The sequence below is a fragment of the Streptomyces sp. NPDC050625 genome, assembly GCF_040654755.1.
Classification (GTDB): domain Bacteria; phylum Actinomycetota; class Actinomycetes; order Streptomycetales; family Streptomycetaceae; genus Streptomyces.
In genome coordinates this window covers 74,543-101,241 of the sequence record NZ_JBFAIQ010000028.1, presented here as the reverse complement: position 1 = coordinate 101,241, position 26,699 = coordinate 74,543, and the positions used below count along the sequence as shown (strand labels likewise).

Genomic DNA, 26,699 nt, shown 5'->3' with positions numbered 1-26,699 from the left:
AAGCCGTCATCCGCCTCGAACACGGACAGCCCATCCGCTTCGGCCCCGACAACACCCGCGCAGTCGTACGCAACACCACCACAGGCGACCTGGAGGTCGTCACCGTCACCCCCGACAACGAGGACCGGATCCTCGTCCACGACGCCCACACGGCATCCCCCACGACGGCCTTCGCCCTCTCCCGCCTCGCCGACCCGGACACCCTCCGTCACACGCCGATCGGGGTCTTCCGGTCGGTGGAGCGGCCGGTCTACGACATCGAGATGGCCGACCAGCTCGAAGCGGCCGTCGACCGGCACGGCAAGGGAGACCTCACGGCGCTGCTGGCAGGCGGCGACACCTGGACGGTCCGCTGACCGGCCCGGCCTGTAACGTCTGCGACGACAGGCAGAGCGAGGGAAGCAGGGCGGCGCGATGGTCGGTATCGGGGACACGCTCGACGTGGCCGCCGCCGAGCACTTCACGCGCCCTGTCCCCAAGTCGGCGCAGGCCCAGATACGTTTCCTGGTACGGCAGCTGAAGGGCACCCGGCAGGTGGCCGAGCTGCTGGGCGTCACGCAGCGCACGGTGGAGCGTTACGTCAAGGGCCAGCTGAAGCGCCCCCGCCATGACCTGGCCGAGAAGCTCGCGGCCGAGACCCGTAAGCGCTGGCAGCCGCGCGTGCGGGAACGGGCCCGTCGGCAGGCGGCCGCCACGGGCGGGATCTTCGTGTCGACACGCGCCCGCTTCGGCTTCACGGCGGCCCCCGGCACCAGCGACGACCCCCGGGTCCGCTACATCAACCAGGCCCTGCCCCCCGAGTACGCCTCCCGCCTCTTCGCCGCCCAGGACGCCGGTGCCCCCGAACGGCAATTGCAGGCCATCCTGGCCGAGGGCCTGGGCGAGATGTACTTCCGCGACCGCAACCGCCGCGCGGAGGGACTGTCGGTGGAGTTCACCGACATCCAGGAACTCGAACTGGGCTACTAGCGCTTTCGGGTCGAGACGCCGTTGCGGCTTGTGCGCCCACCACCTGCCCTGATCCCGCCCGCCCTCGCGTATGCCTGGGAAGCGGAGAGGGCAGGCCGGTCGTAGATGCTGCTGTCAGGGCTTGGGCGGGATGATGAATCCCCGCACAGGCTTCGGCTCCGGGGCACGCGAGTTCGGCTGCTGCGCGTTCTTCCACGCCGCCACCAGGTCCGCGTAGCGCGGGTCGATCCACTCGGACATGAGTCACCTCCGTCGTCAGCCTACGACGGGGGGCTCCGGCTTTGGCATGGGACGGATGGTGCACTCCGGGGCGTGCTGGCACTTGGCCGCCACCGAGACGAGTGTTTCTTCGGACGGCGGTCCCCACAGCTCCGGGTCTGCCGTCCAGCCCAACTCCGTGATCTTTTTGCGGGTCCGGTCCAGGATCGGCGGGTCGTAGTTCGTCGGGTTGTACCCGGGGTAATGGTGAACGAACTCGCCGCCGAGGTGTTCGCACAGCTCCTTGTACATGGCGGTGTGCAGGAGCAGGGCATGCCAGCCCTCGTCGACGATCCGCGATGGCGCTAACCCGACGCCGGGGTTGCGCGAGCAGGCCGCGACGAACTTCAGGGCCTCGTCGACGATCCGACCGGCCAACTCCTCCGTCATGTCCGGGTTGGCGTCCAGAACCGTGCCGCGGCAGCTGGCGAACCGCTCGTCGCTGATGAGCATGCGCGGCAGCGCCGGCACGGTGCCGGGGATCGGGTCCGTGTCGGGGCCGGGGTTCGGAGGTACGCTCACGGGATCTCCTTCGCTGGTTGTGGATGGGGGATGCGCGCCCAGGCCGGGTTCTTCGCGGGATGCCGGTCTGGGCGTTCCTGCTACCGGTGCGCTTCGTGGCGCAGGCCGGCGGCAGGAGTCGGGGAGGGAGCCGCGTGGTCGCCGGCGTCCGGCTCGGCCGTCTGGGCGAGCAGCTGGTGGCCGGCAGCGATCAGGCGGGCGACGAGGAGAGGGGCGCACAGCATCGCGGGCGAGTCCATGGGGACGGACCAGTACGACTCAAGGTCCATGCGTTCTCGGTCGGCGTCCAGCCGCGGCACGCCGAGGTGGGTGGCTTTGCCGAACACGGCAACGTCTGCCGCTCGCCAGTCCTCGACGGCCTGCTGCCACCTCCTGGGCAGGCTCGCCGGGACAAGGATGTAGTACCGGGACCGGTACCTGTCGCAGATGACGGGGGCGCCCTGCAGGGCTTCGCCGAGGACGGCGTCGATGTCCGCCGGTGTTGTGCTCGCGGCAGCGGCCTGGACAAGCGGGCCGGGGAGGCGGACGGCGGCGAACAGGGTGCCGAGCGGCAGGAGGGTGACGCCGTGCTCTTGCCACTCCATGCGGGCGCGTTCGCGCCGGAAGGCGGGGAGAGTGGACAGCAGCCAATGCTGCGTAGCCAGGCGGCGGTCCGCACCGGTGTGGTTGAGCGCGCCCGCCTCCGGCGCAGCGGGGCGCATGCCCTGCTGGCCAGTGTTGCGGCTCACCGGACGGCCTCCAGGCCTGAAGTCGGTTCGTTCTCCGCGAGGGCGGTCATGGCGACATCACTCCTACTACGCTGAGTTGCCAGGTCATCACCCATGAAGGTATGTAGGGGTGCCCGCAGCTTGTAGTGACCGTGAGTACGGGTGGGAGCTCGGCAGACGCGGACAAGGGGGCGCCATGAACCAGCAGTCGAAAGGAACCCTGACTGGTGGTCAGGGATCACCCGGGAAGAGCCGCGCGGGCATCATCGCCGGGTATGTCTTCAGGGTCATACGCGAACAGTTGGGCCATACCCAAGACGGCCTCGCCGAGGCGTTCCACGTATCGGCCGACAACGTGGCCGGGTGGGAGTCGGGTCGTCGACCACTGACCGCCGTACCGGTCGGCCAGATGCTCGTGCACCGCCATCGCCTCATGCAGATGGGCACGGCTCCGGCTCTGCTGGCGGCCCTTGAGCGGGCGATGGAAGCAGACGTGCTGCTGGCGAGTGCCCTTGCGGACGAGGGACCCATCGAGGCCAGCCCCCTCGGCGCCTGGGTCATGCAGCGTGACCTCGTTGAGGTCCTGACATGGCCGCTGAACGGCGTGACCCCGGGACCGCTGCGCAAGTTGCCCGCGCCGCCTCGGCCGCGCCGTGGGCCCGTGCCCACTGCGCCCGAGTTACCCGCGGTCGACCGTGCCCGCTTCTTTGCCCGGATGCGGGAGACCGCCGAACAGGCGCGGGGCGACCGTGACTTCCTGTTGCGGCGCCAGGTCCTGTACCTGGCCGGATTCGACTCGGACGCGGACACGTCCGAGTGGCTGTCTCACCAGCAACGGACCGAGCGGCCCGACGACTGGCTGACGCGGTGGCTCAACTCCCGTTCCGTGGCCGCCGTTGCCGCCCGCCAAGGCGACCGTGACCGCATGGCGCACTTCATCACCCGGACCCTTGGCGACAACGACAAGGCCGAGGAGGCGAAGCTGAATTACTGGGCCTACTGGATCGGTGAGTCACCGCATATCCAGCTGTCCGACGACTTCATTGCCGACTCCACCCCCGCGCCCTGGCACGGCGATCGCCTGCTGGGCCACCTCATCCGAGGCCTGACTCCGCACCATGGCTTCTTCGACCTGAACGTCCACACCATGTGGGCGTTGCTCGCCGCACGCCCCAACCTGCTGCGCGCGCCGTCCGCTACAGGGCGGGCCCTACGCGAACGTCTGCCGGTGATGTTGGATGATGCCCAACTGTCGCCGCAGGCCCGGCGAGAGTTGGAAGGCATCCGGTACGGAATCCGCCTCGCCGAGGCGTGAGAGGTAGGGGACATCGTGGGTGACCAGGACCTGACGGACGTGGCCCACTTCCTGTGGGAGGCCGGCACGCTGAAAAACGCCCGCCGAACAGGGTGGTGGATGGCGGGCGTTCGGGACCCTGAGAGTGTCGCCGAGCATGCGTGGCGTACGTCGGTCATCGCCTCGGTCATCGCAACCCTTGAGGGCGCTGATGCCGCGCGCGCCGCTCACCTGGCGGTGTGGCACGACTCGCAGGAGACACGCACGGGCGACGTGAACCACCTGGGGAAGAAGTACGCGGCCGCGGCCGATCCCGAGGCCGTGACCGAGGACCAGACGGCGGGGATGCCCGAGGTACTGCGCAGCGCTGTGCGTGCCGTCGTCGCCGAGTACGAGGCGAAGGAGACACCCGAGGCAATCTGCGCGCGCGACGCGGACAAGCTGGAGTGCATGTTGCAGGGCCTTGAGTACAAGGCGCAGGGATACAGTTCGGCGCAGCGGTGGATCGACAACAGCCGGGCCCGGATCGTCACGGAGTCCGGACAGAGGCTGGCTGATGAGCTGCTCGCCCAAGAACCCTTGGGCTGGCTGCGCGCGGTCATGCATGAGAAGAGCTGACCCGGACACGGCGAAAGCGGCTTCGCTGTCCTGTGAGAACAGCGGGCCGCGACCGGGTCTCAAGCGCCGCGGTCGGTCCTGCCTCCGGAGCCGTATGGGGCACAAGGGATCCAGGAGGAGTCCATTGCTCTGCTAGGCCGGGTTGTCACGATCTCCGGCAGTCCGTCGCACATCCGCGGCGGGACCCCACTGCCTGCTGGAGGCTGACATGGGCATTCGTGACACGAAGAACGCCATCGAGGGCAACTCCGAGAACCCGGAGGAGCTGGCGCAGACCCAGATCGCCGGCGAGGAGGAGGACGCCTTCGACTCGCCGAAGACGATCATGAACCAGATCTCCAACGCCTGACAGTCCAGACGGCTCCGCCGGCCGGGGAGCACTCCCGGAGAACCTCACCGCGCCCTCCGGCCGGCGCCCGGACACGGAAGCCAACGGAGCCCTGGGGGTCGGGTTGAACACATCACTCGTAGAGACTCTGCGCGGCGAGGGCATCTTCGCCGACGCCTGGAACAAGGAATTCCGGATCCTCCGCGGCGCGGTCGATCCCGCCGGCTGCATCTCCTCCGCCTTCGTCGAGGACAGGCTGGAGGCCAGCCTGCTGCGCTGGCCGTACTTCTCCGTCCTGCGGCAGGGCGCCGTACCGCACGAGCGTGCCTACACCACGTCCCGCGATGTGATCGGGCACGAACGGCCCGGCTTCCCCGACCGCGCCGCGATCCACCGGCTCATGTCGGCGGGCGGCACCCTCAAGCTCAACCAGCTGTCCGACTGGCACCGGCCCACCCGCGCCCTCGTCGAGGAGTTCGAGGCGGCGGCCCCGGTCGCGGTGGCGTCGTACGTCTTCTGGACCCCGCCGGAGAGCCGGGGCATGCTGCCGCACCGCGATGCCTCGCACGTCGTGGCCGTCCAGCTGGAGGGCCGCAAGGAGTGGCAGCTGTACGCGCAGGAGGGCCAGGTGCGCGGCGATGCGGGCCTCGACGTGGACGCGCAGGAGCCGACCCACACGTTCGTGCTCGAACCGGGTGACGTGCTCTACCTGCCGCACGGCTGGCCGCACGACGCGATCGCCCGCGACGGTGACTCCTTCCACCTGACCTTCACCCTCACCGAGCCGACCCCCGACGATCTGCTCGAAGCACTCGCCACCCATCTCCTGTCCAACGACTGGGAGTTGGCCCACCGCTTCCACGCGACCACCCTGGAGGAGCGGACCGAGAACGTGCGCTCCGCGCTGCTCGGCTCCGCCCGCTCACTCGACGACGACACCTGGGCGGACGCCGCCCTCACGGCCATGCGGGAGGTGACGGGATGACCATCACGCTGGAGGACCTGGTCGGCGACACCGAGGTCTTCTTCCGGGACCACTGGGCGGCTCAGCCCGCGGTGTTCCGCTCCCGGGCCGACCTCACCGGGCTCATCACCGAGGAGGAGATGTGGGAGGAGGCGGACTGCGGGCTGCTGATCCGCCCTTACTTCACCTCGTTCGACGAGGGCGTGCGCACCGCGATCTCGGAGATGACCAAGCCGCGTACGATCGTCGGTCACAGCGTGCCCGGCTACATCAACCCCGAGCAGATCAAACGGGACTTCGCGGCCGGCGGCACCTTCAAGTTCAGCCAGCCCGAGCACTGGCACCCCCGGCTGCGGGCCCTGGTCCGCTCCCTGGAGCCTGAGTTCCGGGCCGAGTTGGAGTCGTTCGTCTTCCTCTCCCCGCCCGGCAAGACCGCGATCGCGGCCCACATGGACGGCTCCCACGTGCTCGTCCTACAGGTCGCGGGCGTCAAGGACTGGGTGGTGGGCCGGCTCGACGAGACGTCGACCAGCGACTCCGACCGTTACGCCGGCGGGGTGATCCCCTACGATCGCCGCATGGAGGTCACCCTGAGGCCCGGCGACGTGCTGTACATGCCGCACGGCACCCCGCACTCCGCCACCGCCCGGATCGGCAACTCCATCCACATCGCCGTCACCATCGAGGAGCCCAGCACCAAGGACCTCGCCAATGTGTTCCTCGCCGAACTGCTCGGGCACCCCGAGTACGAGGCGCTCACCGCGGAGCACCACAAGCTGTCCCTGGCCGAACGGCTGGCCCGGCTGCGCACGCTCGTGGCCGACACCCTGGCGGCGGCGGACGCGGACCAGGTGCTCAAGCAGGCCGTACGACTGAAGGCCGAGCACCGCGGATGAGTGTGGCGCTGCGCCCGGTGACCGCGGCCGACCTGGACCGGTTCGACGCGGAGTTCGCCGGACCGGAAGGGCCGGGTGCCTACCAGTGGTTCGGCCACACGCCGACCGTACGGCTGCGGCGGCTGCTCGACGAGCGGGGACTGCTCGGCGGCGACGAGAACATGCTGTCCGTCACCGTCGACGACGTCCTCGCGGGGCGCGTCGAGTGGTTCCGCAGGGCGTGGGGCCGGGCGGACACCTCGTCCTGCTGGGAGATCGCCATCGGCCTCTTCGCGGCCCACCGCGGTCAGGGCGTCGGTACCCGGGCGCAGCGCCTCCTCGTCGACTACCTCTTCGAGCACACCCGCGTCGAACGCGTCCAGGTGTGCACCGACGCCGACAACATCGCCGAGCAGCGCGCGGCGGAGAAGGCCGGCTTCGAGCTTGAGGGCCGTATCCGCCGTGCCCAGTGGCGCGCCGGGGCCTGGCACGACCAGCTCATCTACTCGGTCCTGCGCACCTCCTGAGAGGCCCGCGGCCTCGCCGAGGTGCCGCCACGTCTTTCCGACATCCTTCCGACCTCTCTCCGACGTCTCTCCGAGCGGAGACACATCATGCGATCGCCCCTGCGTTCCCCGTTGCGTTCCCCCTTGCGTTCCCTGAACGCTCCCGCACGGCGGCTGGCCGTCCTGCACGGCATCGACGGGATCGGAGTCGGCCTCTATGTGGCAGGCTCCGCCGTCTATCTCACCCGGGTCACCGGCCTGACCGCGGCCCAGATCGGTCTCGCGCTCTCCGCCGCGGGGCTGACCGGCCTGCTCGCGTCGGTGCTCTTCGGCGTCGTCGCCGACCGGATCGGCGCCCGCCCCCTGCTCAGCCGCCTACTGCTGCTGCTCGGCGTCGCGTACCTCCTCCTCCCCGCGGTCCACGCGGCCTGGGAGTTCGTCGCCCTTTCCGTGGTCATCGGCGCCCTGCAGTTCGGTACGGGCCCCTCCTTCATGTCCCTGGTCGCCGAACTGGTGCCGGAGAAGGACCGGGTGACGGCCCGCGCCGCGATCAGGTCGGTCGGCAACGCCAGCATGGGCCTGGGCACGCTGGCCGCCGCCGCGGTGATCGCGGTGGGCACGGACGGCGCCCTGCAGATCATCCCGCTCGCCAACGGAGTCACCTTCGCCGTGGCCGCCGTACTGGTGCACCGCCTGCCCGCCGTCGCCGCCCACCCCGCCCCACCGGCCGCGGGCCGCTTCACCGCCCTGCGTGACGTGCCGTTCCTGCGGGTCGTCGGGGTGAATGCCGTACTGGCCCTGCACGACTCGGTGCTGGCGGTCGGCATCCCCCTGTGGATCGTGGTGGGCACGGGCCTGCCCACGACCCTGACCCCGCTCCTCATCGGCCTCAACACCCTGCTGTGCGTACTGCTCCAGGTCCGCGCGGCCAAGGGCACCGACGACCTGCCCGGCGCCGCCCGCGTCGCCCGCCGCGCGGGCCTGGCCGGAGCCCTGGCCTGCCTCATCCTCGTGCCGAGCGGCGACCTGGCCCCCTGGGCCGCCGGAACCCTGGTGACCGCGGCCTTCCTGGTGATGACGGCCGCGGAACTGTGGCACGCCGGCGCGTCCTACGGCCTCGCCTTCGCCCTGGCCCCCGACGAACGCCGCGGTGAGTACCTCGGCGCGTTCCAACTGCACCACGGGGTCCAGTCGATCGTGGGCCCGGCGGTCCTGACGTCGTTCATCGGCAGCGGCTCGGGCGCGGGCTGGACGGCGGTGGCGGCCCTCTTCGCAACGGCAGCCGTCCTGGCACCTCCGGCGGCCCACAGGGCGATCCCGCACCCGCCGCTTCCCAGGCCCGCCGACCCCGAACCCGCCCAGCACCTGCCTCCCGCGGCCGCCGACGGCGAATCCGCCCCACAGGGGCCACCCGCACCCGACAACGAAAGCAGCACGGGCGGTGCGGGTGGAAACCCCAACCCGGCCGAAGGCCGGGTGCCCACCCACTGACCCGCACGGCACAACACCGCACCACGCCACACCGCACCCACCCGGAGGCCCCGCATGCTGCACCCCGCCGCCGGCCCACAAACCCCCGGCCCCTACAGCCGAGCCGACCTGACAGCAGGCCTCCGTTCCCTGGGAATCGCCGAAGGCGACACCGTACTGGTGCACACCGCGATCAGCGCCCTCGGCTGGACCGCCGGCGGCGGAGTCGCGCTCGTACGGTCGCTGCGCGACGCCGTGGGTACGGCCGGCACCCTGGCCGTACCCACCTTCACCACCTATCTGACCGACCCAGCCACCTGGGTCCAGCGCCCGGTGCCCCGCACCTGGTGGCCCCGGGTCCGCGCGTCCCTACCGGAGTTCGACCCGGCCGTGCACCCGGCCCAGCCCCGCCTCGGCCGCTTCCCCGAGGTCGTACGGTCCCTGCCCGGCGCCCGCCGCTCCGGCCACCCGCTCTACTCCTTCGCCGCGGAGGGCCCGGCCGCGCGGGAGATCCTGGGCGCCCATCCACTCCCGTACGGCCTGGGCGCGAACAGCCCCCTGGCGGGCCTGTGCCGGGCCGGCGCCAAGGTCCTCCTGCTCGGCGTCGGCTGGGACAAGGCGACGGTCCTCCATCTGGCCGAGCACCTCACGCCGTACCCCGGCCGCCGCAGCCACCGTATGGACGTACCACGCGAGACGGCGGACGGAGCCGTCCGCTGGGAGCCCAGCGACCAACTGGTCATGTTCGAGGGCGACTACGAGCACATCGGCGCGGCCGCGGCCCGCGCGGGCCTGGTCACCGAGGGCCAGGTCGGCGCGGCCCGCGCCCTGCTCTGCCCCGCCGCCCAACTCGTGGACCTGGCCTGCGCCTGGCTCGCCCGCCACCGCGACCTGAGCGGCTGGCGCGTGGCCCCGAACATGACGGGAGTGACGCAGGCCCCGCCCACGGCCCTGTGAGTCAGGGAGGAGCGACGAAGTCAGGACATGAATCGCCGGCAGGCTTATCGGAACGCCCCGGAGTTGCGCGCCGCCCACGCCCCGAACGGAGCCGCCGCCCGCCCCAGCACCCGCTCCACGTCCCCGCTGATCCGCTGCTCCTCGGCGGTGGGCTCCCCGAGGATCGCCAGCGTGCCCTCCACGACGGGTGCCGGCAGGAACCGCGCCATTTGGGCGTGCGCCTCCTCGCGGCTCTGCTCGACGAAGGTCACCGGCTCCCCGATCGCCTCCGCGACGGCCGCGGCCCGCTGCCGGGGCGTGGTCGCCTCGGGCCCGGTCAGCACATAGGTGGCCCCGTCGTGCCCGTCCTCCCGCAGTACGGCGGCGGCCACCGCGGCCACGTCGTCCGGGTCGACGAAGGGCAGCCCCACCCCGGCGAACGGAGCGGCGGCGGTACGGTGCAGCCGTACCGGCTCTGCCCAGGCGAGGGTGTTGGAGGCCAGCCCGCCGGAGCGGAGCACCGTGTGTGCCAGCCCCGACGCGGCCACCGCGGCCTCGAACCCGGCGGCGTGCGCATACACCCCCGGCCGTGTGCCGACGCCCTGCGAGGACAGCAGCACCACCTTGGTGACCCCGGCCGCGGCCGCCCGCTCCAGAATCCCGACCGGATCCTCCTCGGCGACGAGCAGGAACAGCGCCTTGGCCCCCTTCAACGTCGGCACCAGACTCTCCGGTTCACCGAGATCGGCGGCGACGGTCCGCACTCCGTCCGGCACATCGGTCTGAGCGATCCGCCGGGCCACGGCGGTCACGGCCTCCCCGGACCCGGCCAGTATTCGGACCAGCGCCCGTCCTACGTTCCCGGTGGCACCCGTTACAACGATCACGGCCCCTCCATGTACTGAATGGTATTGAGATGCGATGCGTGTGAGTTAGTTGACTAACTAAGTCCACACGCTAGCCGCCCCCGCCCCCGCTGTCTATCCTCAGTCAGGTGACTGACTCAAAGCCGACGAAGCGTGAGCGCCTGGTGGCCGCCGCCGTCCAGGTGTTCCATGAGCAGGGCGTGGAGAAGACCACCCTCGGGGACATCGCCGGAGCCGCCGACGTCCCCCTCGGCAACGTCTACTACTACTTCAAGACCAAGAACCAGCTGGTCGAGGCCGCGGTGGACGCCCACTGCGCCCAACTGCACGCGCTCACCGGACAGTTGGACGCCCTTCCCGACCCCGCCGCCCGTCTCAAGTCGCTCGTAGCCGGCTGGGTCGAACAGCGCGACGTCGCGGCCCGCTTCGGCTGTCCCTTCGGCACCCTGGCCACCGAGCTCGACAAGCGCGACGACGGCCTGGACCAGGCCGCCGCCAAGGTGATGCGGGCCCTGATCGACTGGGCCGAGTCCCAGTTCACCCTGCTCGGCCGCCCCGACGCGCACGACCTCGCGATCGAGCTCGTCGCCGCCTACCAGGGCATGTCGGTCCTCACCAACACCCTGCGGGACCCGGACCTGATGGCCACCCAGGGCCGCCGCCTGCAGACGTGGATCGACACCCTCACCTGATCCCGAACGCCGGTACGGGTGCCGTACGTGCGTGGCCGAATTGCTTGTCAGCACGCGCCTGTTGGTGCGCAAAGCAGCGCCACCGGGCAGCACCGAGTGGGAGTATCGAGAGGCACTTGCGGCAGTCCTGTCACACCCGGCTGCCGTGGGGCAGGGCTGGGCGCATGAACGCCGAGGGGGAGCCCGCCTCACCTCCGCTCACTGACGACGGTCCTTCCTGTCCGCGTACGCATGGGGCCGTCGATGAGCTGGTATCAAGAGACATGGTGCACTGACTACGTGTTACCTGCCGTGGCCTGCGCCGTCATCGGCTGGCTGGGCATGCTGCGTCACTTCCACGGCAAGGGCAGGCTCCTCGGCACGGCGAGATCCGCCGGCCTGTCCTTCGCCGTCCTGGCCCTGATGTGCGTGGCCGCCATCGGTACGGCCCACCTCCTGCCGCACCTCGCCTCGCTACCGCCGGTGACCGCGGGCGTGGCCACCGGAGCCGCCGCCGCGCCCCGCAAGAAGCAGGACGAGAACACCCAGCCCTACGTCAAGTTCCTGACGCTGGGCGTCGCCTGGCTGATGGAGCGGCTCGAATACCGGCTGCACAGTGATGGCCAGAGCTGGAGCGAGGCATTTTTGGCCGACTTCACGGAATCGGCGCCGCTGCGCATCTTCAACCACGACCTGATGCAGTACCTGCTGGACCGGCACCGCCAGCCGGCGCTCAGCAAGCAGATCACCGCCTGCTACGAGGACGCGAAGAAGGCGATCGACAGGGCCCTGGACGTCCAGACGAGCACCGACATGGCGTGCCACGGCGACGGAACCTGGCTGTCACAACGGGAACCGACCGAGCAGGAGCGTTACGACTGCCGTTCGTCCTTCGGCGAGGCCCGGGCCCAGAGCGGGCACCTCCTGCTCATGGCCTATCTGCACGGCCGCCGCTCCGAGGCTCCCCAGTTGGAGGAACTGCGCGAGAAGGCCCTGCCGCAGGACGCCTACCACAGCGCCGCGCTGCCCGTGCAACGCCGCCGCTTCGGCGGACTGCGCGGCGTCCTGCGCCGCAACCGCCGCTGAACCGTGAGGCACAGGCAGGGACTACGTGAGGCACAGGCAGGGACTGCGGGTGCGGTGCGCCCCCGGCCTACAGTCGCGACGTGATGCCGCTGTCGCGCACCGGCGAAGTGCTGAGGCTGCTGTCGGCGGCCTTCGGGCGCGGGGAGAATCTGATCTCGACGTCGGCGCCGAGCGCTTCCGCGGCGGCAGCGAGTGTACGGACCGTCAGATTGGCGTCTCCGGACATGATCTGACTCACGCGTCCCGGACTCACGCCCATGGCCTTGGCCAGATCGGAGCGTGATTTGCCCAGGCCCGCCAGCAGGCCCGCCAGAGAAGCGGTCGCCTGACGCGCGAGCTGCGCACCGGCCAAGTCCGTTCGGTTCTCGCCTCCGGCGAAGAAGCCCATGGTGTCACCCCCCAAGTCCCCGGACGGCAAGGTCTGTTGAGCCCGCCCGTGGTTCCAGGATGCCACCTTTAGCTCTAGCTAAAAACGCGGTTCAAGGAAAAAAGTCCCGCAACCACCCTCCTGGGCGCACTTTCAGACACCCTCTGACCTGCCCCGACCCCACCCACCGAACATTTCAGGCCGACCTCGGACATCACCCTGACGGCGGCTCGGGGCACGCGAAGAACCCCGGCCCTGAAGGATCAGGACCGGGGTTCTCGGTCGGAGCGCCGGGCAGGCCTTGCACCTGCATTTCCCCGCAGGAAGCGGGGCGTCTTTCCTTGGACCACCAACGCATCGCGCGCTTACCGGTTCGTCCGGGCGGCGAGCTCAAGATCGACTATACAGCACGTACGGCCATCCGATCTACAAGTCGTACTGGCCCATCGGTGGTAACAGCTGTTACCATCCGGGTATGGCGAAGCCACAGCTCGGCGTACGCGTCGACCCCGAGGTCAAGCAGCTCGCCCAGGTCCGCGCCAAGGACCTCGGGCTGGATCTGGGCGACTACATCGCCCGTCTCGTCCGCGAGGACACCGAGGGCATCCGTACCCGTGCCCTGGAGGCCGCCCGCCGCTTCCTGGACGAGCACCAGTCGGTCTTCGACGAGGCCGAGGATGCCGAGAAGGCCGGCGAGCCGGGCGCACCGGGGGCGCACGCCGCGTAATGGACCTGCACATCGACGTCCCCTGGGTCCTTCAGGTAGCCGAGCTTGCCGGCGCGGGCGACCCCGCCCCCGACGACTACGGCGTACCGGTCGCCGCCGTGGCCGCCCACAAGGCCGAACTCCTCCAACAGCCGGTCTACGACGGCCCGTACGCCAGGGCCGCCGCCCTGATCCACATCCTGGGCCGCTGCCGCTGGCTGGAGCGCTCCAACATGGCCGTGGCCGCGGCGACGGGAGTGATGTACCTGGAGGCGTCCGGCATCCCGGTCAAGCCCACGCGAGAGGACGCGACGGCCCTGCGCGACCTCCTCCGCGACCCCACCTGCACCACCCGCGGAATCGCCACCCTGCTCCGCTCCTGGCCCGTGGTGACCAGGTGACTGTTACTCACTTTCGGGTGAGGGCCCGGATGACGGAGGGTGGCCGGCGCCCGCGCGATACCGGTCGAGTCCGGCGCCGACAAGGGGCAACGGCTGGCCAAAGCCTTAAACCAGACTATCGGCCACATAAATGAACATTACAGACAAGCGTCACGAAACTGTGCGCGCTCTGTAACAGCCCTCGGGTCACCCGCCGACCGTGCCGCGCGGACCGGAAGGTGTGGATGTGCGGCCGCCCGGCCGCCACCCGCACCACGCACCCTGCAAAGGGGGACCCTGTGTCCGCTTCTGTTCTCGTGACCACGCGCCGTCTGACGGCGGCCGCTGCCGTGGCGGCCGCGGCCGTAGGCGCGGTGGCGCTGCCGGCGGCGGCAGCCGACCACTTGCCGAGGGGCTCGGCCGACCGAGTGGTCATCAGCCGTGTGCAGTACGACTCCGCGGGTCGTGGCGACCGCTCGAACCGTTCCCTGAACCGGGAATGGGTGGAGATCAGCAACAACAGCCGGTACGGCGTCGACCTCACCGGGTGGACGCTGTCGGACGAGGCCGGCCGCACCTACAAGTTCCGTGGCTTCCGTTTGAACGGCCAGGCGACGGTGCGCGTCCACACCGGGTTCGGGCAGGACACCCAGAGAGACCTGTACCAGGGCCGGCGCTACGAGGTGTGGGACGACGACACCGACACCGCGACCCTGCGCAACGACCGCGGCCGCTTCATCAGCGCCGCTGCCTGGGGCGACCACCGCCGCCACATTGTCGACCACCGGCGTTACGACGACGACAGCCGCGACCACCGCCACTTCGAGGACCGCCGTATCGAGGACCGACGTATCGACGACCGTCGCCACGAGGGAGGCCGCGGCTGACGGTTCTTCCTCCTCATCGCCGGCGGCGCGCCACTCCCCTTGAGTGGCGCGCCGCCGGCGTTACTGCCTGACGGGTGATCAGGCGGTGACCTCCGTGCGCGCTGTCCGCCGCGACCGGCTGAACCGGCGTACCAGCGGTGCCTCGACCAGCCGGTAGAGCAGCCAGGACAGCACCACCGTGCCGACGGCCGCGCCGACCAGCATCGCGATGCCCTGCGTGGTGGAGTACATCTCCGTGCCGAGCTGCTTGCGCAGCCAGGACAGCGCTATGTAGTGCAGCAGGTAGAAGGCGAAGGAGATCTCGCCCAGCCAGACCATCGTGCGGTTCCGGAACAGACTGAAGCGGCCCTCGATGTCCGCGGTCGCCGCGGCCGCGATCAGCAGCGCGATCGGGATGATCATCGCGGCGCGCTGTCCGTAGAGGTAGGGCACGTGGTAGGTGAGCCAGTACCCGCCGGCCAGCAGCACGAACGACGGGATCATGCCGATGTTGCGCCAGCGCCCGTGCTTGACCGCGAGCGCGACCAGGATGCCGAGGGCGAAGTCGACCATGCGGACCGGGGGCAGCACATAGCTGAACCAGTACGCGGAGACGGACAGGTCCTGGCCGCTGGGCACCAGCGGGGTCTTCGGGAACGCCGCGTACGCCACCGCCGGGGTGGCCCACACCGCGGCGATCGCCCCGATGATCCAGTACTTCAGGTGCCGGGGGTCGATGCGCTGGAAGACGGCCAGCAGCAGCGGGAAGCTCAGATAGAAGACCGCCTCCACACCCAGCGACCAACTCGGCGAGTCCACACTAAAGTTGGTGAAGTACTTGGGCACCCACACCTGAACCATGAACAGGTTGGCGACGGCGATCCGGGTGGAGGTGTAGTCACTGGCGAACAGCACCATGGCGAGCACCCAGGCGACCACGTAGTTCGGGTAGATCTTGACGAACCTGCGGCGCCAGAACCCCGTCGTGGTGTCGTTGTCGCGCGCCGACCAGGTCAGTACGAACCCGCTGAGCACGAAGAAGAACGACACACCGAGCCCGCCGGCCTGGTCGAACCAGCGGAACAGCCGGAACTCGGTACGGTCGTCGGCCAGCAGGCGCAGCGGCGGTATCGGCAGGAAGGCGTGGTGGGCGAACACGGCCAGCGCGGCGAGGAACCGCAGGCCGGTCAGGGACGGCAGCCGGGAGATCTGGGCACGCTTCGGTTCGGCGGCTTCGGCGGCCTGGGCACCCACACCGCTCTCTCCGGCCGGCGCGGAGCCGGTCAGTACTTGGTCTGTGGCCATGGGACTTCCGTTCTCGGGTGAGGTCCTGCAGCGATGTGGTCCTGCGTGGGGGGCGCGAACGGTATGACTCGGCGGGATTGCATCGCTGTTTGTACAGACGCGCGCTCGTGGCTCACTCAAGGGTTGTTGAAGAGGGGACCTCGTCCGGCCTGTGCTCGGCTCGACCGAATGGGGTTGACGGGAGGCGAAAAATGCGTACTCTACTGTCCCGCAAGCCTCCGAAGAAAAGCGTCGGAGACCCGTCCCAATCCTTGTCACGACGGCCTCGCCAAGAGGTTCGTCGCGTTGCTGTTTTGGCGCGGAAATGATATGATGGGACCACGAACAACGAAGAAACAAAGCGCCATGTGCGCATAGTCCTGGCAACCTGTGCCCGGGTGAGCGGAAGGCTCCGACCCGGGTTTATTTATGCCCAGAACAGGAATCTAATTGGAAGGTGATGAAGTGAAGAAGAAGCGCTGTGACCTGCAGAGACGAGCCGGTGGGGCCGCTGAGCGTGTGGCGCGGATGAACTCGGTGACGGCATGGGTGGGGTTGATTGGAACACTGCTTGCCATTCTTGTTGGGCTCTTTTCGTCCGCTGGTCCGGTCACTGTGAATGTGCGAGTCGACTCGCCTGTGGTAATCATTGATAATCAATTTACTCTGAAGGAGCAAAGTGTAATTCTGGATGTATCGCAGAAGAAGGGTAGATAGAGGATAGAGAATTTCCTCTGAAATATCCTCCCTCGTTATGTCGCCGAGTTCCGCTCGGCGTTTTATTTTTGCCATTTTTCAGGCTGGGGCGACCGCTGGGGCAGCGCGAGCCCCTTGCTTGTCAGATGCCGCCCGGCACACCCCGGTTGTTCGAAGTTACCGGTGAGTTGTTTCACAGGCGGGTGACAGCTCGTCAGCGCAACCGCAGGTGGGGTGCCCGACGTGGACTACTCACGTCGAAGACCACCGGCACTGCGCCGGACTGACCCAGAGGACAACCACTCATGCGTCTGCGTACCGCCACCCTCGCCACGGCCGCCGTATTCGTCGCGGGCCTCAGCCTCACGGCCTGCAACTCGGGCGATGACGACGCCAAGGCCAAGGACAGCTCCAGCCCGAGCGCCACGGCGTCGTCGACGTCGACGGCGGGCTCGACGGGTTCCGCCACCGGGGGCACGTCCACGGGCAAGGCGGGCGGCGCCAAGGCGTCGGCGACCGCGGCCGGCAAGGGGACCGGCTCCGGCGGCGGTGCCGTCGGCGCGTGCACGACCAAGACGACCACCGTCCAGTTCATCGCCTCGGCCTCGCACGCCAGCGAGTCGGAGCCGGCGGCCGCCACCGTCAAGGTCACCAACACCTCGGGCAGCACCTGCACCCTCGTGGGCGCGAGCACGCTGACCGCCAAGGACGACCAGGGCAAGGCCGCCCCCATCGAGACCGACAACTCGGCCGCCGGCACCGACGCCGTCGACATCGCGGCCGGTGCCTCCGCCTCCGCCGAAGTCCTCTACACGGACCTCAACTTCGAGGGCAGCCAGTCCGCCCGCGAGGTCTGCGCCGTACAGGCCTCCAAGGTGGAGATCGCCCTCCCGAAGGACGTCGCCCGCACCGTCAAGGTGACCAAGACGAACGGCTCGGCCGGCATCTTCAACGTCTGCACCAAGGACGTGAAGTTCGGGTCCTTCCACTCCTAGTACCCACCATGGAACGCCGACGACTCCTCGCCACGATGGCCGCTCTGCCCACCGTGTTCGCCCTGCCCGCATGCTCGTCCGGCAACAGTGACACGGCCCGTCCACCGGCTTCCGGCCGGTCCTCGTCCGACGGCGCACGCGAGGCCGTCGAGGCGTATGTCGACGCGCTCAACAAGCGCAGCGCCGACGCACTGATCGCGATCGGTGGCGTACCGGACAGACAGTGGTCGCGGCACGAAGCAGCGCAGATCCTCGCCGACAAGGGCGGCCGCCGGTGGACCGTCAAGAACGTCCGGATCGAGTACGACATCAGCCCGGACGTCGGCTCCGCCCGCATCGAGGCCACGGACAAGAGCGGGAAGACCATGCGGGACACGCTCACCGTGATGCGGGAGAAAGGCGACTGGCACCTGGTCGTCTTCGAGCAAGCCCGCACCGCAACGGACAAGCCGACCTCATCCACAAAGAAACCGGCCTGACGGACCCTCGCTGACCGCGCCGGCCGGGGCCCGGTACCGTACGACGCGTACATGATCATGAATGTGCCGGTGTCGGAGAGTGGGGAGCGGTGTCGTGGTCGGCGAGGTGCGGGGGACGTTCGCGGAGCGGATGGCGGAGGCCCGGCGGCTGAGGCCCGGCGCCTTCGCGCACCTCTTCGACGGCCGGCCGCAGGTGGTGATCAAGACGACGCAGCTGCTGCCGGACCAGGCGATCCAGCTGGCCACCGCCTATGGGTACCGCCATCTGGAGACGCGGGGCAGCAAGGCCGTACGGCGCCGGGTGTTCGTGCCGGATCCGGAGGCGGCGGCGCGCCAGGAAGCCCTGGCACCGGGCACGCCCTTCGAAGTGGCCGCGCGGCACCCCGCCTTCCACCGGGCCAGCGCCCGCGCCGCCCGCAACCACGCCGAGTTGGTCAGGAACGAGATGAACCTGCTCAAACTCGTTCCGGCCGCGGTGGTCATCTTCCTCGGGGCGATCGGCATGGCGGCACAGCTGATCAGCACCGGGAAGGGCGCCCTGATCGTGCCGCTGTGCTTCGCCGTGCTCCTGGACACGGGCGTCGTATGGCTCACGTGGTCGCGGATGCGCAAGAGGCGCGGGCTGCTGGCCCAGGCGGACCGGCTGACGCGGCAGTACCCGCCGTACGGCTTCAGGGCCTGGACGCCCTGAGCGGCTGGAAGTTGGACTGCCAAGGGCGTTGAGAGGGGGGAACGGGGCATGCACGCACCCGCACAAGCACGGGCGGTCGGGCTCACTGTCGTGGCCGCCGTACTCGGCCTGCTCACCGTGTCCTGCGGGAGCGGGAGCAGTGGCAGCAGCACCCGGCCGGAGTCGTCCGCGTCCCGTGCCACCGCCGAGCACGGCTACGAAGCGGCCTACGACGCCGGATGGCGTGAAGGCAGACGGATCTTCAAGGACGGCGGCAAGGGCTCCGCGGTCCGTGAGGCGGTGTGGGGAGGCTGCGTCCGCCGGTCGCTCACGGCCGAGCCGCAGATCGTCGTGGAGAAGGACCGCGGGGCCTGGGTGCTGGGCTGTAAGCAGGGCGTGGGAACGCGCAAGGACCGTCATCCGCCTGCCAGGCCGGTGACACGTCGTGAAGCCGATCCGGACCTCCTGGCCCGGTTCCGGTCCTGGGCCGATACGAACGGATTCAAGCAGCCCGCCCGGGACGTCGGGCAGGTGGTCCTCGTCCACCTCGGTGACGGGGACTACGACGTCGAAGTCTCCACCGCCTACACCGACAAGAACACCGAGGCCGAGGTGAGGCGACTGGCCAACGCGTTCGTGACCTGGTGGGACGGCGACGACGGTGACAAGGCCACCGCATGGAACCTCATCGTCGCTGCTCAGGACGGCAAGCGCCTCGTCACCGTCAAGCTCTGACAAGGAATGAAGCAACCTCGGGCCCGACGTCCTACGCCGGCGTCGCTCGCCCCGCTGCTCGCGGAGCCGACCCGCTCCGTCGCGCGCTACGGCGTCGGCTGTGCCGACTGGTCCTCGCGGACGTCCGGTGCGGGCAGCCACAGGGCACGGGAGACGCCACGGCGTTCGTAGCGGGCGCGTTCCTTCTTCAGCTCGTCCCGGAAGCGCCGCCCATGGAAGCCCGAGGCACGGGCGACCAGGTGCTCGGCGTACCGGGTCCGGCCGGTCGCCTCGAACGCGCTGGCCAGAGCCGCCTGGTCGGCGGGGGAGCGCACGTCCACTTGGCAGCGCCGCCACGGCCGGTGGCGTGCCGGTGCGGGCCGCGCGGCGGCCATGACACCGGGCTGCTATTACGCCGTAATAGTGGCGGCGTGGATGCACGGACCCTGCCCACGTGCCCACTTGACAGCCGGTCACCTGTCACCGCAGGCGCGAGAGTTCCTGGGCCAAGGCCTGCGCGGCCATTCGGTGGGCGTTCCGAGTGTCCGGGCCCATCCGTTCACCGTCATGCACTGACTTCTCCTAGGGTTGCAGCACTCTCCGCCACCGAGAATGTCAGGTGAGTTACCTCATGCAATCCGATGTCCATGCCGACAGGTACCTGTCAGGGCGTGAGCTATGGGGAGACGACTTTACCGCCGCCCAGATCAGCCAGTGGTTCGAGGACGAGCGCGAAGGATATTCAGAGCTCTGCGGACCGGATGCGAGCGCCGAGAACTACGGGTACCACGGCATCAACCGCTTCTACGGTTTCAGGAAGTTGCCACCTCGTCGTTTCTCGCACGCCCTGGGGATTGGGAGTTCGTTCGGAGGCGAGTTCCTGCCCCTGCTGGACTCCATCGACAGGATTACCATCCTTGAGCCATCGGCACGACTGCGTTCGACCGTGCTGCGTGACGTTCCAGTGGAGTACGTCGACCCCACCCCGTCCGGGGCTGCACCCTTCGACACGGGAACCTTCGATCTGGTGCTCTGCCTGGGTGTGCTCCATCACATCCCCAACGTGACGTACGTGCTGAGTGAGATCGGCAGGGTCATGGCTCCGGGCGGTTGGGCACTGATCCGGGAGCCGGTCGTTTCCATGGGCGACTGGCGCCGTCCCCGGAAGCCGGGAATCACCAAACGAGAACGGGGAATTCCCCGCCGGATCCTGGAGTCGGCTGTCACCGGGTCAGGAATGTCGATCCGATCAAGCCTGTTCTGCATCTCACCGTTGACGAGCAGGATCGGCAAGGCAATCCGTGTGAATCCGTGTGCAAGCCAACTCGGGGCAGCCCTCGACCGCACCCTCGCATTGGCGACGGCTTGGAACTATCGCTACCACGCGGAACACGCCTGGCAGAAGGTCTGTCCTTCGAGCGTGTACATCACCGCTCAGCGCAACGCGAAATGACTTCGGTGGCAGCACGGTGAGTGGAAGCAGACCAGGTCCAGGCCGTGGGGCCGCCCTTGATCGCCCTGGCGCCTGCGCCAGGGCGCAACCATCCCTCGCACCCGGACGATTCTGCTCAATGGAGTCACCAGGCCAGTGAGTCAGCCGCCGCTCGAGAACCAGTCCACATAGGCGCGGGCCACATCGTGGAGCTGGAAATGTGCCGAGACGCGATCCCGAGCCGCTTCCACAAGACGCGTCCGGCGCGCTGGGTCGCGAGCCAGGCGCGACATGGCCGCGGCCAGCTTCGCCGGATTGTCGACATCGGTGAGAACGCCGGTCAGGCCGCCGTCCAGTACCCACGGGACACCTCCGCTGCGCGCGCCGGCGACCAACGGAATACCCACAGCCATGGTCTCCACGAGGATCATGGGGAAGCACTCCACGCGTGACGGGTGGACCAGCACGTCCACCTCGTCACGGAAGCGCCGCAGCATCACCGAACGCTCGGTCGCTCCCACGAAGTCCACCCCTGCGCTGAGCCTCTCCCCGGCTGCCCAGCGGGCCGCGGGACCGCCCGGGCCGAAACCGTCACCGAACATCAGGAGCCTGGCCCCGGGAAGCTGTTCCCGCGTCAGCCGGAAGGCTCGGAGCAGGCCTTTCCCATTCTTCAGGGGGCCCCATCCGTTGAGGGCGGAAGCGAATACGGGGGTGTGTGCCTCACGCGGCTTGCCGGCGCAGGGCAAGTCGTCCAGCCGGACTCCGTTGGGGATCACCTCGATATGCCGACGGACGCCCAGGCATCGCTGCAGATGCTGGGCGGCATACGGGCTCACCGCGCTCAGGGCCGTGGCCCGGTGGACCGCCGGCAGCGCAAGAGAGTGCCGCAGCCACCGGTACACGCTGCGCATCTCCCATGCAGCGCGAAGCGGTGTGTCGTGGGCCGTGACGAACGCGGGCAGTCCGCTGGCCTCAGCCGCCAGAGCGAATTCGTAGGTCCAGTGCGCGCTGACGACCTCGGCCGGGTGGTCCAGCATTGCCGACGTCAGGCCGAGTCTTTCGGCGCGGAAGAAGTCCCGGAGGCGGTGCCGGGCCCGTGGCCGCTGAGGTACCACGACGATCCGCAGCGGGTCACCCGCACCGTGGACCTGCCGCTCCCGCACTGTGGAGCTCAATGCATAGAGGGTGACTCTGTGCCCCGCTTCCAGCCAACTGCGGGCCAGCAAGCCGATGAAGCCGAACGAGTACACCTCGGGCAGGGGCCCGGGCACGTAGTCGGCGAGCGGGGCAAGGTCCGCAGGGCCCGCCAGTCCGATGTGCATGGTCAGCGTCCTTCCGCGTGCTCGGGGATGGCGACGTGATCGAGTGGGTCCGTCCTGCGTCGGGCCCCCGGGAACAGACTCGGACCCATGGCGACGACAGTCGCGTACACGGGGATTCTCCTGCGCATGAGCACGCACACCAGCACCACCGGCGCCATGGACGCGAGGCCGCACGCCAGACCTGTCGCGGGTGGCCGACCTGCGGCTCCCCACGTGGCGGCCGCACCCAGTGCCACGCCGACGAGCCCATGCACGGCGTGGGTACGAACGACGAAGGCAGCGTGCACCAACCTGTCGCGGTGCCAGCCGAGCACTTGGACGATGTGACCCGCCGCCTGCCCCATCGCCGCGGCGGCGGCGAGCAGGAACAGGCTGTGCCTTGCGACGGCGGCGCAGACCGCGGCGGCAGTGGACGCTGTCACAGCAAATTGGGTACTCAGCAGCGCGCCTATGGCGTGGCGAACCTGGTCGACGATCATCCCCGAGCGGAACAGCAGTGTCGCCGCTGATCCCAAGGCCAGCACGGGAATCAGATCGGATGCCCGGCCCCAGCCCGTACCGAGCAACAGCCCGAGCGCGGACGGTCCGAGGCCGGCCAGCGCTCCGAATCCGATGAGCGCGGCGGCAGAGGCCGAACAGACGGTGCGCGACACGGCCGACGACCCTTCAAGCCCCTTCTTGCGCCGCTCGGCGAGTGCGGGAGTGACAGCCGAGTTCAGTCCCTGGAAGAGGAATTGGGACGTGAGCCCGGTGAGGACGCCCGCACGGGAATAGGCCCCAGTGATGCCTGCTCCGAACAGCCGGCCCACGGCCCACATCGGCGCGCTGCTGGTGAAGAACTCCAGAAGGCTGTAGCCGGCCAGGAATCCGGACGACATGACCAACTCACGGGCCCGCACGGGGGGGCCTTTGGGGATCGACGCGCGCAAGGCGATCACGAATGCGCCCAGGATCCGGGTGAGTGCCGCGGCCACGGGCTGCGTCGCAGCCAGGCCCAGCGGGTTCCAGCCGCAGGCCATCAGGGTCATACCAACCGCGATGCCCCCGGCCTGGGCCGTCAGTTCGCATGCCACGGTCGGGCGGACCAGCCCGATGCGGCGCAGGGCGGTGACGGTCACCGCGGACCCGGGCTGCACGAGCAACAGGCAGCCGAGCACCCTGAGCATGGGGTTCAGGACGGGCATGTGCCACATGTCGGCGCACCACGGAGCCACCAACTGCAGCACGATGAAGGCGGCGACACCCGAAGCCGTACCGGCGCGTAGGGCCGCTCGTACGACGGAGCCGGTCAGTTGGTCGATGCGCAGGACGTAGGTGGCCAGTCCCGCGTTGGAGAAGTAACCGAAGAGCTGGGTCACGGTGAGGGCGATCGCGTACGCGCCGAACGCCTCGGCGGAGATGACGCGCCCCGTCCAGGCCGCATACCCGAGCTGTAGGAGCATGGCGGCGATGGCACCCGCGTAGTTCCAGCAGAGACTGATCAGGACCGAGGAGGCCCCATGTCCCAGCCCTTGGCGGGACTTCATCACCCTGCTGGCAATACCGGCTGCCTGCGGACGCATTTCACGCTGTCGCTCTGCACACCAGGACCTGCCCGGCGGCGAAAGCCGGGCGCAGCCGGGCGGCGGCGTGGCAGATCGCCCTGAGGACACGAGCGCGCACGCTGGCCCCGGAGTTGACGTGGTAAAAGAACCAACTGTGTGGTGCAAGGCCGCAGTCCGACACCAGGCGGGCCAGGGACGCCGGGGTGAAGACGTACACATGATCCGGGTGGATCATCTCCACGCCCTTCAATGTGTTGAGCAGTGTCTTGGCGCCCAGACCGTTCGGCGTCGAGAGGATCAGGTCCACGCCCTCACCCAGCTCACGCATCAGAGCGGAGATGCCGCGGAGGAACGAAGCGGCGTCACGCACGTGTTCGATGACGTCGCCTGCCAGGATGACGTCCGGCTTGAACTGCGCGACTGCGGCTGAACCATTGCCGTCGGCGAAATCCTGCACCAGGTATTGTCCGCCCAGGTGGGTGCGCAACAGCTCGATTCCTTCGTGGTCGACGTCCACTCCGAGCACCTCGGCGGCATTCTTCATCAGTTGCGCGTGGAGAATCGACCCGTCGCGTAGCCGGTCCACTGTCAGCGGGTGGTCGGCGCAGCCGACGTGAAGAACCCTCCGGCCCTTGCAGAGGCGCAGGAGTACTTCGTCCCGCTCGTCCACGACGGGGCCGGTGACGAGGGGGTGAACGAAGAAATCAGGATTAGGCAACTCTGCCTCCGTTGCTCCTATTGTGACTGCTGAAACCATTACGCCGTGATCTTGCCTTCCGTAGCCGACACGCCGCTGATGCGACTAAACAGATCGCTCTCCCCACGCCTTCGCGGTGCGGTCGGTCGCGTGTACGTTGAAACCCGGACACCTATTTCCCGACCGTATGGACGGCCAGTAAGCGGAGTCCACCAGCCGGCTGCCTCGCGCGTCGGTCAAATCCCGCCAGTCAATACCGCAATTGGCGTCAAAGGCCGCCACAATTTACGGGTGACCCTTCTACACCAGGCCCGCAGGGCTGCGCAGCGACTCGGGATCGATGTGGACCGGTTCCCGGAGTGCTCCTTCGAATATCGGGTCGTCCAATTGCTGCTCCGCAGTGGCATCGACGTGGTTCTCGATGTGGGAGCGAACCGGGGCCAGTACGGTGCAATGCTGCGACGCTTTGGCTACCAGGGCCGGATCGTCTCCTTTGAACCGGTGCACGGCCCGCTGGCGGACCTCACGCGACGCGCTTCCCTGGATCCGCTGTGGACGGTGTTGCCGCACGCGTTGGGTGACGAGCGGGGCGCGGTCACCATCAACGTGGCCGGCAACGGCGCCGCGAGCAGCTCCGTCCTGGCCATGCTGCCCCGGCATGCCGATGCCTGCCCGGAGTCACGCTACGTGGAACGGCAGGAGGCCGAGCAGCACCGCCTCGACGCACTGTGGCGACAGGTGGCCTCGCCGGACGACAGGGTCTTCCTCAAACTTGATGTCCAGGGCTACGAAGAGGCGGTGCTGCGAGGGGCCGGCGATCGGCTGCATGATTGTGCCGGTCTGCGGATGGAAGTGTCCTGTGTTCCCCTGTACAAAGATGGTCTGTTGCTCGGAAGGGCCTTGGACCTCGTACAACGCCGATACGACTTGACCTTGATGGCCTTGATTCCGGGGTTCACCGATCCCCGGACCGGCCAGATGCTCCAGTGCGATGTGATCTTCCTCAGGGACGAACTGCTCCGCGCCGCGTAGTGCGTGATCAGCCTTGAACTCCGGTCAAGGTCCCCGAGCGGTAGTCAATGTCGGATTTTCTGCTGGTGGCCAGGCTTACACACGGGGTCTCGTCAGCCGCGCAGACCCGTGTCTGCCACAGGCAGAACCCCAGCAGCACTGCCTGCTCGGGAGAGGGCCAGTAGGACACGAAGAACACCAACTGGCCAAGCAGCACGATACGAATGCCCAGGGCCGCGGGGCCTACACGGGCAAGCCGTCTCCAGGCCTGGAAGTAGACGAATAGCAGCGCCAGCAACCCTACTAGTCCGAGACGCAGCATGATGTGCACGTAGTAGTCGTGCGGAGAGACCGTGACGAGCGTTCCTGAGATGAATCGCTCGTAGCCGGAGCCGAACGGCGTCCCGATCAGCCACTGGACATAGGAGCGAGGGACATCCAGCAGATCCTGCCAGCTCAGTACCCGCCAGGTGAAAGTACTTTGCGTCCTTTGCGTCTCCTCGAAGGAGGCGGTGAGACGATCACCGATGATGCCGAAAGTACCGACACAGTAGAGCAGCGCCGTCAGGGAGAGCGCGAGCGTTCCTGCTCCCGCGGACACGAAGCGCCGTCCGTCGCGAGCGGGACGCAGCACCCACCAGGCCAACGCCATCATCAGGGTGGCAACCCAGACGGTACGGTGCTGGAGCAAGATCACAGCGACGAGAAACACGACGGCCAAAAGGCGCCTGCCACTCACTCGCCAAGCGCTCGTCGCACCACCGAGGTCCGATGAGCCACCAGTCGGTGGGTCGACCGTCGAGGGAGCGGGTGGACGGGGGGACAGCAGCAGCATCGCGGCCTGGGCGAGCACGAGCGCCGCTCCGCAGGGAACCGGCCGGCCGTTCACCATCACCCCGTCGACCCACTTGTAGTCGTTGGCCGCGAGCAATCCGCGGTTCGCCCAACCCTCCACACTGAGAAGCGTGTACGCGACTGCGGCGGCCAGCCATGCCCGGGTGACAACCCGATTCAGTGAAGCGCTCAGTGGTGCGGTGGCCAGGTACACGGTGACGGCGAGGAAATGCCAGAAGGAGATCCGGGCGTCGTTTCCGGCGGCCTGAAGACCGAAGGTGGCTGTCCCTTGGAGGGTGGACCAGACGGTCAGGACGACCATGGCCAGAAGAGCTTGCAACCCCGCTGGGGCCGTCCGGCCCCACCACGGCACGCGCATGATGGCGACACAGAGCGCGCACACGGTGAGGATGTCGATCGGGTAGATGTGAATGCCGATGAAGCTGAGGCCGAAGTCGAGAGCGGTCGGTTGCGTGCCGAGGGTGACGCTCCAGAACTGTGCGCCCAGTAGCAGCGCGATCGCGATCCCGCAGTGTCGGGCGAAGATCCACAACAGCAGGCAGACGAGCGAGAGCGTCGTAAATGCCATCAGCAGGGTTTGCGGGTCGGCGGGAAGGTCTTGCACCATGGTC

Annotated in this window: 32 protein-coding genes and 1 pseudogene; 22 read left to right on the top strand and 11 right to left on the bottom strand. The window is 68.7% G+C overall.

The window, feature by feature from the left end:
- A pseudogene (locus AB0I54_RS38635) lies at window positions 1-356 on the top strand (2-oxoacid:ferredoxin oxidoreductase subunit beta); the annotation flags it as partial.
- A gap of 58 nt (window positions 357-414) precedes the next feature.
- On the top strand, window positions 415-969 hold the full coding sequence (locus tag AB0I54_RS38630) for a helix-turn-helix transcriptional regulator (RefSeq protein WP_363300976.1): 555 nt from the start codon (window positions 415-417) through the stop codon (window positions 967-969).
- Between the two features lie 114 nt (window positions 970-1,083).
- Here the strand turns inward: AB0I54_RS38630 and AB0I54_RS38625 are convergent, their stop codons facing one another.
- The 3 genes from AB0I54_RS38625 to AB0I54_RS38615 all read right to left on the bottom strand — a co-directional run bounded on the left by AB0I54_RS38625 (window position 1,084) and on the right by AB0I54_RS38615 (window position 2,477).
- Window positions 1,084-1,209 (bottom strand): hypothetical protein, encoded by a 126-nt coding sequence (locus AB0I54_RS38625; RefSeq protein WP_363300975.1) that lies wholly within the window; start codon window positions 1,207-1,209, stop codon window positions 1,084-1,086.
- 15 nt (window positions 1,210-1,224) lie between these two features.
- Window positions 1,225-1,680 (bottom strand): hypothetical protein, encoded by a 456-nt coding sequence (locus AB0I54_RS38620; RefSeq protein WP_363300982.1) that lies wholly within the window; start codon window positions 1,678-1,680, stop codon window positions 1,225-1,227.
- 149 nt (window positions 1,681-1,829) lie between these two features.
- Window positions 1,830-2,477: a hypothetical protein gene (locus AB0I54_RS38615; RefSeq protein WP_363300973.1), complete on the bottom strand. Its 648-nt coding sequence runs from the start codon at window positions 2,475-2,477 to the stop codon at window positions 1,830-1,832.
- Window positions 2,478-2,652: 175 nt separating this feature from the next.
- On the opposite strand from AB0I54_RS38615, the gene AB0I54_RS38610 reads away from it, so the two are divergent.
- From AB0I54_RS38610 to AB0I54_RS38575, 8 genes are all read left to right on the top strand, one after another.
- Window positions 2,653-3,771, top strand: a complete 1,119-nt coding sequence (locus AB0I54_RS38610; protein WP_363300972.1) for a transcriptional regulator — start codon at window positions 2,653-2,655, stop codon at window positions 3,769-3,771.
- Window positions 3,772-3,786: 15 nt separating this feature from the next.
- On the top strand, window positions 3,787-4,368 hold the full coding sequence (locus AB0I54_RS38605) for an HD domain-containing protein (protein ID WP_363300971.1): 582 nt from the start codon (window positions 3,787-3,789) through the stop codon (window positions 4,366-4,368).
- A gap of 208 nt (window positions 4,369-4,576) precedes the next feature.
- Window positions 4,577-4,717 (top strand): hypothetical protein, encoded by a 141-nt coding sequence (locus tag AB0I54_RS38600; RefSeq protein ID WP_263217154.1) that lies wholly within the window; start codon window positions 4,577-4,579, stop codon window positions 4,715-4,717.
- 103 nt (window positions 4,718-4,820) lie between these two features.
- Window positions 4,821-5,681, top strand: coding sequence for a cupin domain-containing protein (locus tag AB0I54_RS38595; protein WP_363300970.1), 861 nt, complete (start codon window positions 4,821-4,823; stop codon window positions 5,679-5,681).
- Entirely contained in the window at window positions 5,678-6,556 is an 879-nt protein-coding gene (locus AB0I54_RS38590) for a cupin domain-containing protein (RefSeq protein WP_363300969.1), read from the top strand. Before AB0I54_RS38595 ends, AB0I54_RS38590 begins: the two co-directional genes overlap by 4 nt.
- On the top strand, window positions 6,553-7,062 hold the full coding sequence (locus AB0I54_RS38585; protein ID WP_363300967.1) for a GNAT family protein: 510 nt from the start codon (window positions 6,553-6,555) through the stop codon (window positions 7,060-7,062). The genes AB0I54_RS38590 and AB0I54_RS38585 overlap by 4 nt, the downstream gene beginning before the upstream one ends.
- 123 nt (window positions 7,063-7,185) lie before the next feature.
- Window positions 7,186-8,532, top strand: a complete 1,347-nt coding sequence (locus tag AB0I54_RS38580) for an MFS transporter (protein ID WP_363300966.1) — start codon at window positions 7,186-7,188, stop codon at window positions 8,530-8,532.
- 54 nt (window positions 8,533-8,586) lie between these two features.
- Window positions 8,587-9,468, top strand: a complete 882-nt coding sequence (locus AB0I54_RS38575; RefSeq protein ID WP_363300965.1) for an AAC(3) family N-acetyltransferase — start codon at window positions 8,587-8,589, stop codon at window positions 9,466-9,468.
- Window positions 9,469-9,512: 44 nt separating this feature from the next.
- Here the strand turns inward: AB0I54_RS38575 and AB0I54_RS38570 are convergent, their stop codons facing one another.
- A complete protein-coding gene (locus tag AB0I54_RS38570; protein ID WP_363300964.1) occupies window positions 9,513-10,334 on the bottom strand; it encodes an NAD(P)H-binding protein in 822 nt (273 codons plus the stop codon).
- Window positions 10,335-10,441: 107 nt separating this feature from the next.
- Between AB0I54_RS38570 and AB0I54_RS38565 the strand changes: the two genes are divergently transcribed.
- Both AB0I54_RS38565 and AB0I54_RS38560 read left to right on the top strand, forming a co-directional pair.
- Window positions 10,442-11,005, top strand: a complete 564-nt coding sequence (locus tag AB0I54_RS38565) for a TetR/AcrR family transcriptional regulator (RefSeq protein WP_363300963.1) — start codon at window positions 10,442-10,444, stop codon at window positions 11,003-11,005.
- 243 nt (window positions 11,006-11,248) lie between these two features.
- Window positions 11,249-12,070, top strand: a complete 822-nt coding sequence (locus AB0I54_RS38560) for a hypothetical protein (RefSeq protein WP_363300962.1) — start codon at window positions 11,249-11,251, stop codon at window positions 12,068-12,070.
- A 67-nt stretch (window positions 12,071-12,137) separates the two neighbouring features.
- On the opposite strand, the gene AB0I54_RS38555 is transcribed toward AB0I54_RS38560, so the two are convergent.
- On the bottom strand, window positions 12,138-12,458 hold the full coding sequence (locus tag AB0I54_RS38555) for a helix-turn-helix transcriptional regulator (protein ID WP_363300961.1): 321 nt from the start codon (window positions 12,456-12,458) through the stop codon (window positions 12,138-12,140).
- Between the two features lie 454 nt (window positions 12,459-12,912).
- On the opposite strand from AB0I54_RS38555, the gene AB0I54_RS38550 reads away from it, so the two are divergent.
- From AB0I54_RS38550 to AB0I54_RS38540, 3 genes are all read left to right on the top strand, one after another.
- On the top strand, window positions 12,913-13,164 hold the full coding sequence (locus AB0I54_RS38550; RefSeq protein WP_363300960.1) for a hypothetical protein: 252 nt from the start codon (window positions 12,913-12,915) through the stop codon (window positions 13,162-13,164).
- The gene (locus tag AB0I54_RS38545) at window positions 13,164-13,544 is read left to right on the top strand and encodes a fic family toxin-antitoxin system, toxin component (RefSeq protein ID WP_363300959.1); all 381 of its coding nucleotides are present in this window, start codon (window positions 13,164-13,166) and stop codon (window positions 13,542-13,544) included. Before AB0I54_RS38550 ends, AB0I54_RS38545 begins: the two co-directional genes overlap by 1 nt.
- 278 nt (window positions 13,545-13,822) lie before the next feature.
- Window positions 13,823-14,410 carry a lamin tail domain-containing protein gene (locus tag AB0I54_RS38540; RefSeq protein WP_363300958.1) on the top strand — a complete coding sequence of 196 codons (588 nt, stop codon included), beginning with the start codon at window positions 13,823-13,825 and terminating at the stop codon, window positions 14,408-14,410.
- A gap of 78 nt (window positions 14,411-14,488) precedes the next feature.
- Here the strand turns inward: AB0I54_RS38540 and AB0I54_RS38535 are convergent, their stop codons facing one another.
- Window positions 14,489-15,694, bottom strand: a complete 1,206-nt coding sequence (locus tag AB0I54_RS38535; RefSeq protein ID WP_363300957.1) for an acyltransferase — start codon at window positions 15,692-15,694, stop codon at window positions 14,489-14,491.
- A 444-nt stretch (window positions 15,695-16,138) separates the two neighbouring features.
- On the opposite strand from AB0I54_RS38535, the gene AB0I54_RS38530 reads away from it, so the two are divergent.
- From AB0I54_RS38530 to AB0I54_RS38510, 5 genes are all read left to right on the top strand, one after another.
- The gene (locus tag AB0I54_RS38530; protein WP_363300956.1) at window positions 16,139-16,390 is read left to right on the top strand and encodes a hypothetical protein; all 252 of its coding nucleotides are present in this window, start codon (window positions 16,139-16,141) and stop codon (window positions 16,388-16,390) included.
- A 284-nt stretch (window positions 16,391-16,674) separates the two neighbouring features.
- Window positions 16,675-17,364, top strand: coding sequence for a DUF4232 domain-containing protein (locus AB0I54_RS38525; protein WP_363300955.1), 690 nt, complete (start codon window positions 16,675-16,677; stop codon window positions 17,362-17,364).
- An 8-nt stretch (window positions 17,365-17,372) separates the two neighbouring features.
- The gene (locus AB0I54_RS38520; protein WP_363300954.1) at window positions 17,373-17,843 is read left to right on the top strand and encodes a hypothetical protein; all 471 of its coding nucleotides are present in this window, start codon (window positions 17,373-17,375) and stop codon (window positions 17,841-17,843) included.
- A gap of 94 nt (window positions 17,844-17,937) precedes the next feature.
- On the top strand, window positions 17,938-18,534 hold the full coding sequence (locus AB0I54_RS38515; protein ID WP_363300953.1) for a hypothetical protein: 597 nt from the start codon (window positions 17,938-17,940) through the stop codon (window positions 18,532-18,534).
- 48 nt (window positions 18,535-18,582) lie between these two features.
- Window positions 18,583-19,248: a hypothetical protein gene (locus tag AB0I54_RS38510; RefSeq protein ID WP_363300952.1), complete on the top strand. Its 666-nt coding sequence runs from the start codon at window positions 18,583-18,585 to the stop codon at window positions 19,246-19,248.
- A gap of 86 nt (window positions 19,249-19,334) precedes the next feature.
- On the opposite strand, the gene AB0I54_RS38505 is transcribed toward AB0I54_RS38510, so the two are convergent.
- A complete protein-coding gene (locus tag AB0I54_RS38505; protein WP_363300951.1) occupies window positions 19,335-19,622 on the bottom strand; it encodes a hypothetical protein in 288 nt (95 codons plus the stop codon).
- A 236-nt stretch (window positions 19,623-19,858) separates the two neighbouring features.
- On the opposite strand from AB0I54_RS38505, the gene AB0I54_RS38500 reads away from it, so the two are divergent.
- Window positions 19,859-20,680: a class I SAM-dependent methyltransferase gene (locus AB0I54_RS38500; RefSeq protein ID WP_363300950.1), complete on the top strand. Its 822-nt coding sequence runs from the start codon at window positions 19,859-19,861 to the stop codon at window positions 20,678-20,680.
- A gap of 140 nt (window positions 20,681-20,820) precedes the next feature.
- Here the strand turns inward: AB0I54_RS38500 and AB0I54_RS38495 are convergent, their stop codons facing one another.
- The 3 genes from AB0I54_RS38495 to AB0I54_RS38485 form a co-directional block, all read right to left on the bottom strand.
- Entirely contained in the window at window positions 20,821-21,909 is a 1,089-nt protein-coding gene (locus tag AB0I54_RS38495) for a glycosyltransferase family 4 protein (protein WP_363300949.1), read from the bottom strand.
- Between the two features lie 74 nt (window positions 21,910-21,983).
- On the bottom strand, window positions 21,984-23,507 hold the full coding sequence (locus AB0I54_RS38490; RefSeq protein ID WP_363300948.1) for an oligosaccharide flippase family protein: 1,524 nt from the start codon (window positions 23,505-23,507) through the stop codon (window positions 21,984-21,986).
- A gap of 37 nt (window positions 23,508-23,544) precedes the next feature.
- Window positions 23,545-24,195 carry a class I SAM-dependent methyltransferase gene (locus AB0I54_RS38485; RefSeq protein ID WP_363300947.1) on the bottom strand — a complete coding sequence of 217 codons (651 nt, stop codon included), beginning with the start codon at window positions 24,193-24,195 and terminating at the stop codon, window positions 23,545-23,547.
- A gap of 318 nt (window positions 24,196-24,513) precedes the next feature.
- On the opposite strand from AB0I54_RS38485, the gene AB0I54_RS38480 reads away from it, so the two are divergent.
- Window positions 24,514-25,254, top strand: a complete 741-nt coding sequence (locus AB0I54_RS38480; protein ID WP_363300946.1) for an FkbM family methyltransferase — start codon at window positions 24,514-24,516, stop codon at window positions 25,252-25,254.
- A 7-nt stretch (window positions 25,255-25,261) separates the two neighbouring features.
- Here AB0I54_RS38480 and AB0I54_RS38475 read toward each other — a convergent pair whose 3' ends face one another.
- Window positions 25,262-26,695: an O-antigen ligase family protein gene (locus AB0I54_RS38475; protein ID WP_363300945.1), complete on the bottom strand. Its 1,434-nt coding sequence runs from the start codon at window positions 26,693-26,695 to the stop codon at window positions 25,262-25,264.
- Window positions 26,696-26,699: the final 4 nt, after the last annotated feature.

Coding starts and splice junctions, on each gene's coding strand:
- AB0I54_RS38630 (WP_363300976.1), top strand. CDS start 415: ATGGTCGGTATCGGGGACACGCTCGACGTGGCCGCCGCCGAGCACTTC.
- AB0I54_RS38625 (WP_363300975.1), bottom strand. CDS start 1,209: ATGTCCGAGTGGATCGACCCGCGCTACGCGGACCTGGTGGCGGCGTGG.
- AB0I54_RS38620 (WP_363300982.1), bottom strand. CDS start 1,680: ATGCTCATCAGCGACGAGCGGTTCGCCAGCTGCCGCGGCACGGTTCTG.
- AB0I54_RS38610 (WP_363300972.1), top strand. CDS start 2,653: ATGAACCAGCAGTCGAAAGGAACCCTGACTGGTGGTCAGGGATCACCC.
- AB0I54_RS38600 (WP_263217154.1), top strand. CDS start 4,577: ATGGGCATTCGTGACACGAAGAACGCCATCGAGGGCAACTCCGAGAAC.
- AB0I54_RS38590 (WP_363300969.1), top strand. CDS start 5,678: ATGACCATCACGCTGGAGGACCTGGTCGGCGACACCGAGGTCTTCTTC.
- AB0I54_RS38585 (WP_363300967.1), top strand. CDS start 6,553: ATGAGTGTGGCGCTGCGCCCGGTGACCGCGGCCGACCTGGACCGGTTC.
- AB0I54_RS38575 (WP_363300965.1), top strand. CDS start 8,587: ATGCTGCACCCCGCCGCCGGCCCACAAACCCCCGGCCCCTACAGCCGA.
- AB0I54_RS38560 (WP_363300962.1), top strand. CDS start 11,249: ATGAGCTGGTATCAAGAGACATGGTGCACTGACTACGTGTTACCTGCC.
- AB0I54_RS38555 (WP_363300961.1), bottom strand. CDS start 12,458: ATGGGCTTCTTCGCCGGAGGCGAGAACCGAACGGACTTGGCCGGTGCG.
- AB0I54_RS38550 (WP_363300960.1), top strand. CDS start 12,913: ATGGCGAAGCCACAGCTCGGCGTACGCGTCGACCCCGAGGTCAAGCAG.
- AB0I54_RS38545 (WP_363300959.1), top strand. CDS start 13,164: ATGGACCTGCACATCGACGTCCCCTGGGTCCTTCAGGTAGCCGAGCTT.
- AB0I54_RS38535 (WP_363300957.1), bottom strand. CDS start 15,694: ATGGCCACAGACCAAGTACTGACCGGCTCCGCGCCGGCCGGAGAGAGC.
- AB0I54_RS38525 (WP_363300955.1), top strand. CDS start 16,675: ATGCGTCTGCGTACCGCCACCCTCGCCACGGCCGCCGTATTCGTCGCG.
- AB0I54_RS38520 (WP_363300954.1), top strand. CDS start 17,373: ATGGAACGCCGACGACTCCTCGCCACGATGGCCGCTCTGCCCACCGTG.
- AB0I54_RS38510 (WP_363300952.1), top strand. CDS start 18,583: ATGCACGCACCCGCACAAGCACGGGCGGTCGGGCTCACTGTCGTGGCC.
- AB0I54_RS38505 (WP_363300951.1), bottom strand. CDS start 19,622: ATGGCCGCCGCGCGGCCCGCACCGGCACGCCACCGGCCGTGGCGGCGC.
- AB0I54_RS38500 (WP_363300950.1), top strand. CDS start 19,859: ATGCAATCCGATGTCCATGCCGACAGGTACCTGTCAGGGCGTGAGCTA.
- AB0I54_RS38490 (WP_363300948.1), bottom strand. CDS start 23,507: ATGAAGTCCCGCCAAGGGCTGGGACATGGGGCCTCCTCGGTCCTGATC.
- AB0I54_RS38475 (WP_363300945.1), bottom strand. CDS start 26,695: ATGGTGCAAGACCTTCCCGCCGACCCGCAAACCCTGCTGATGGCATTT.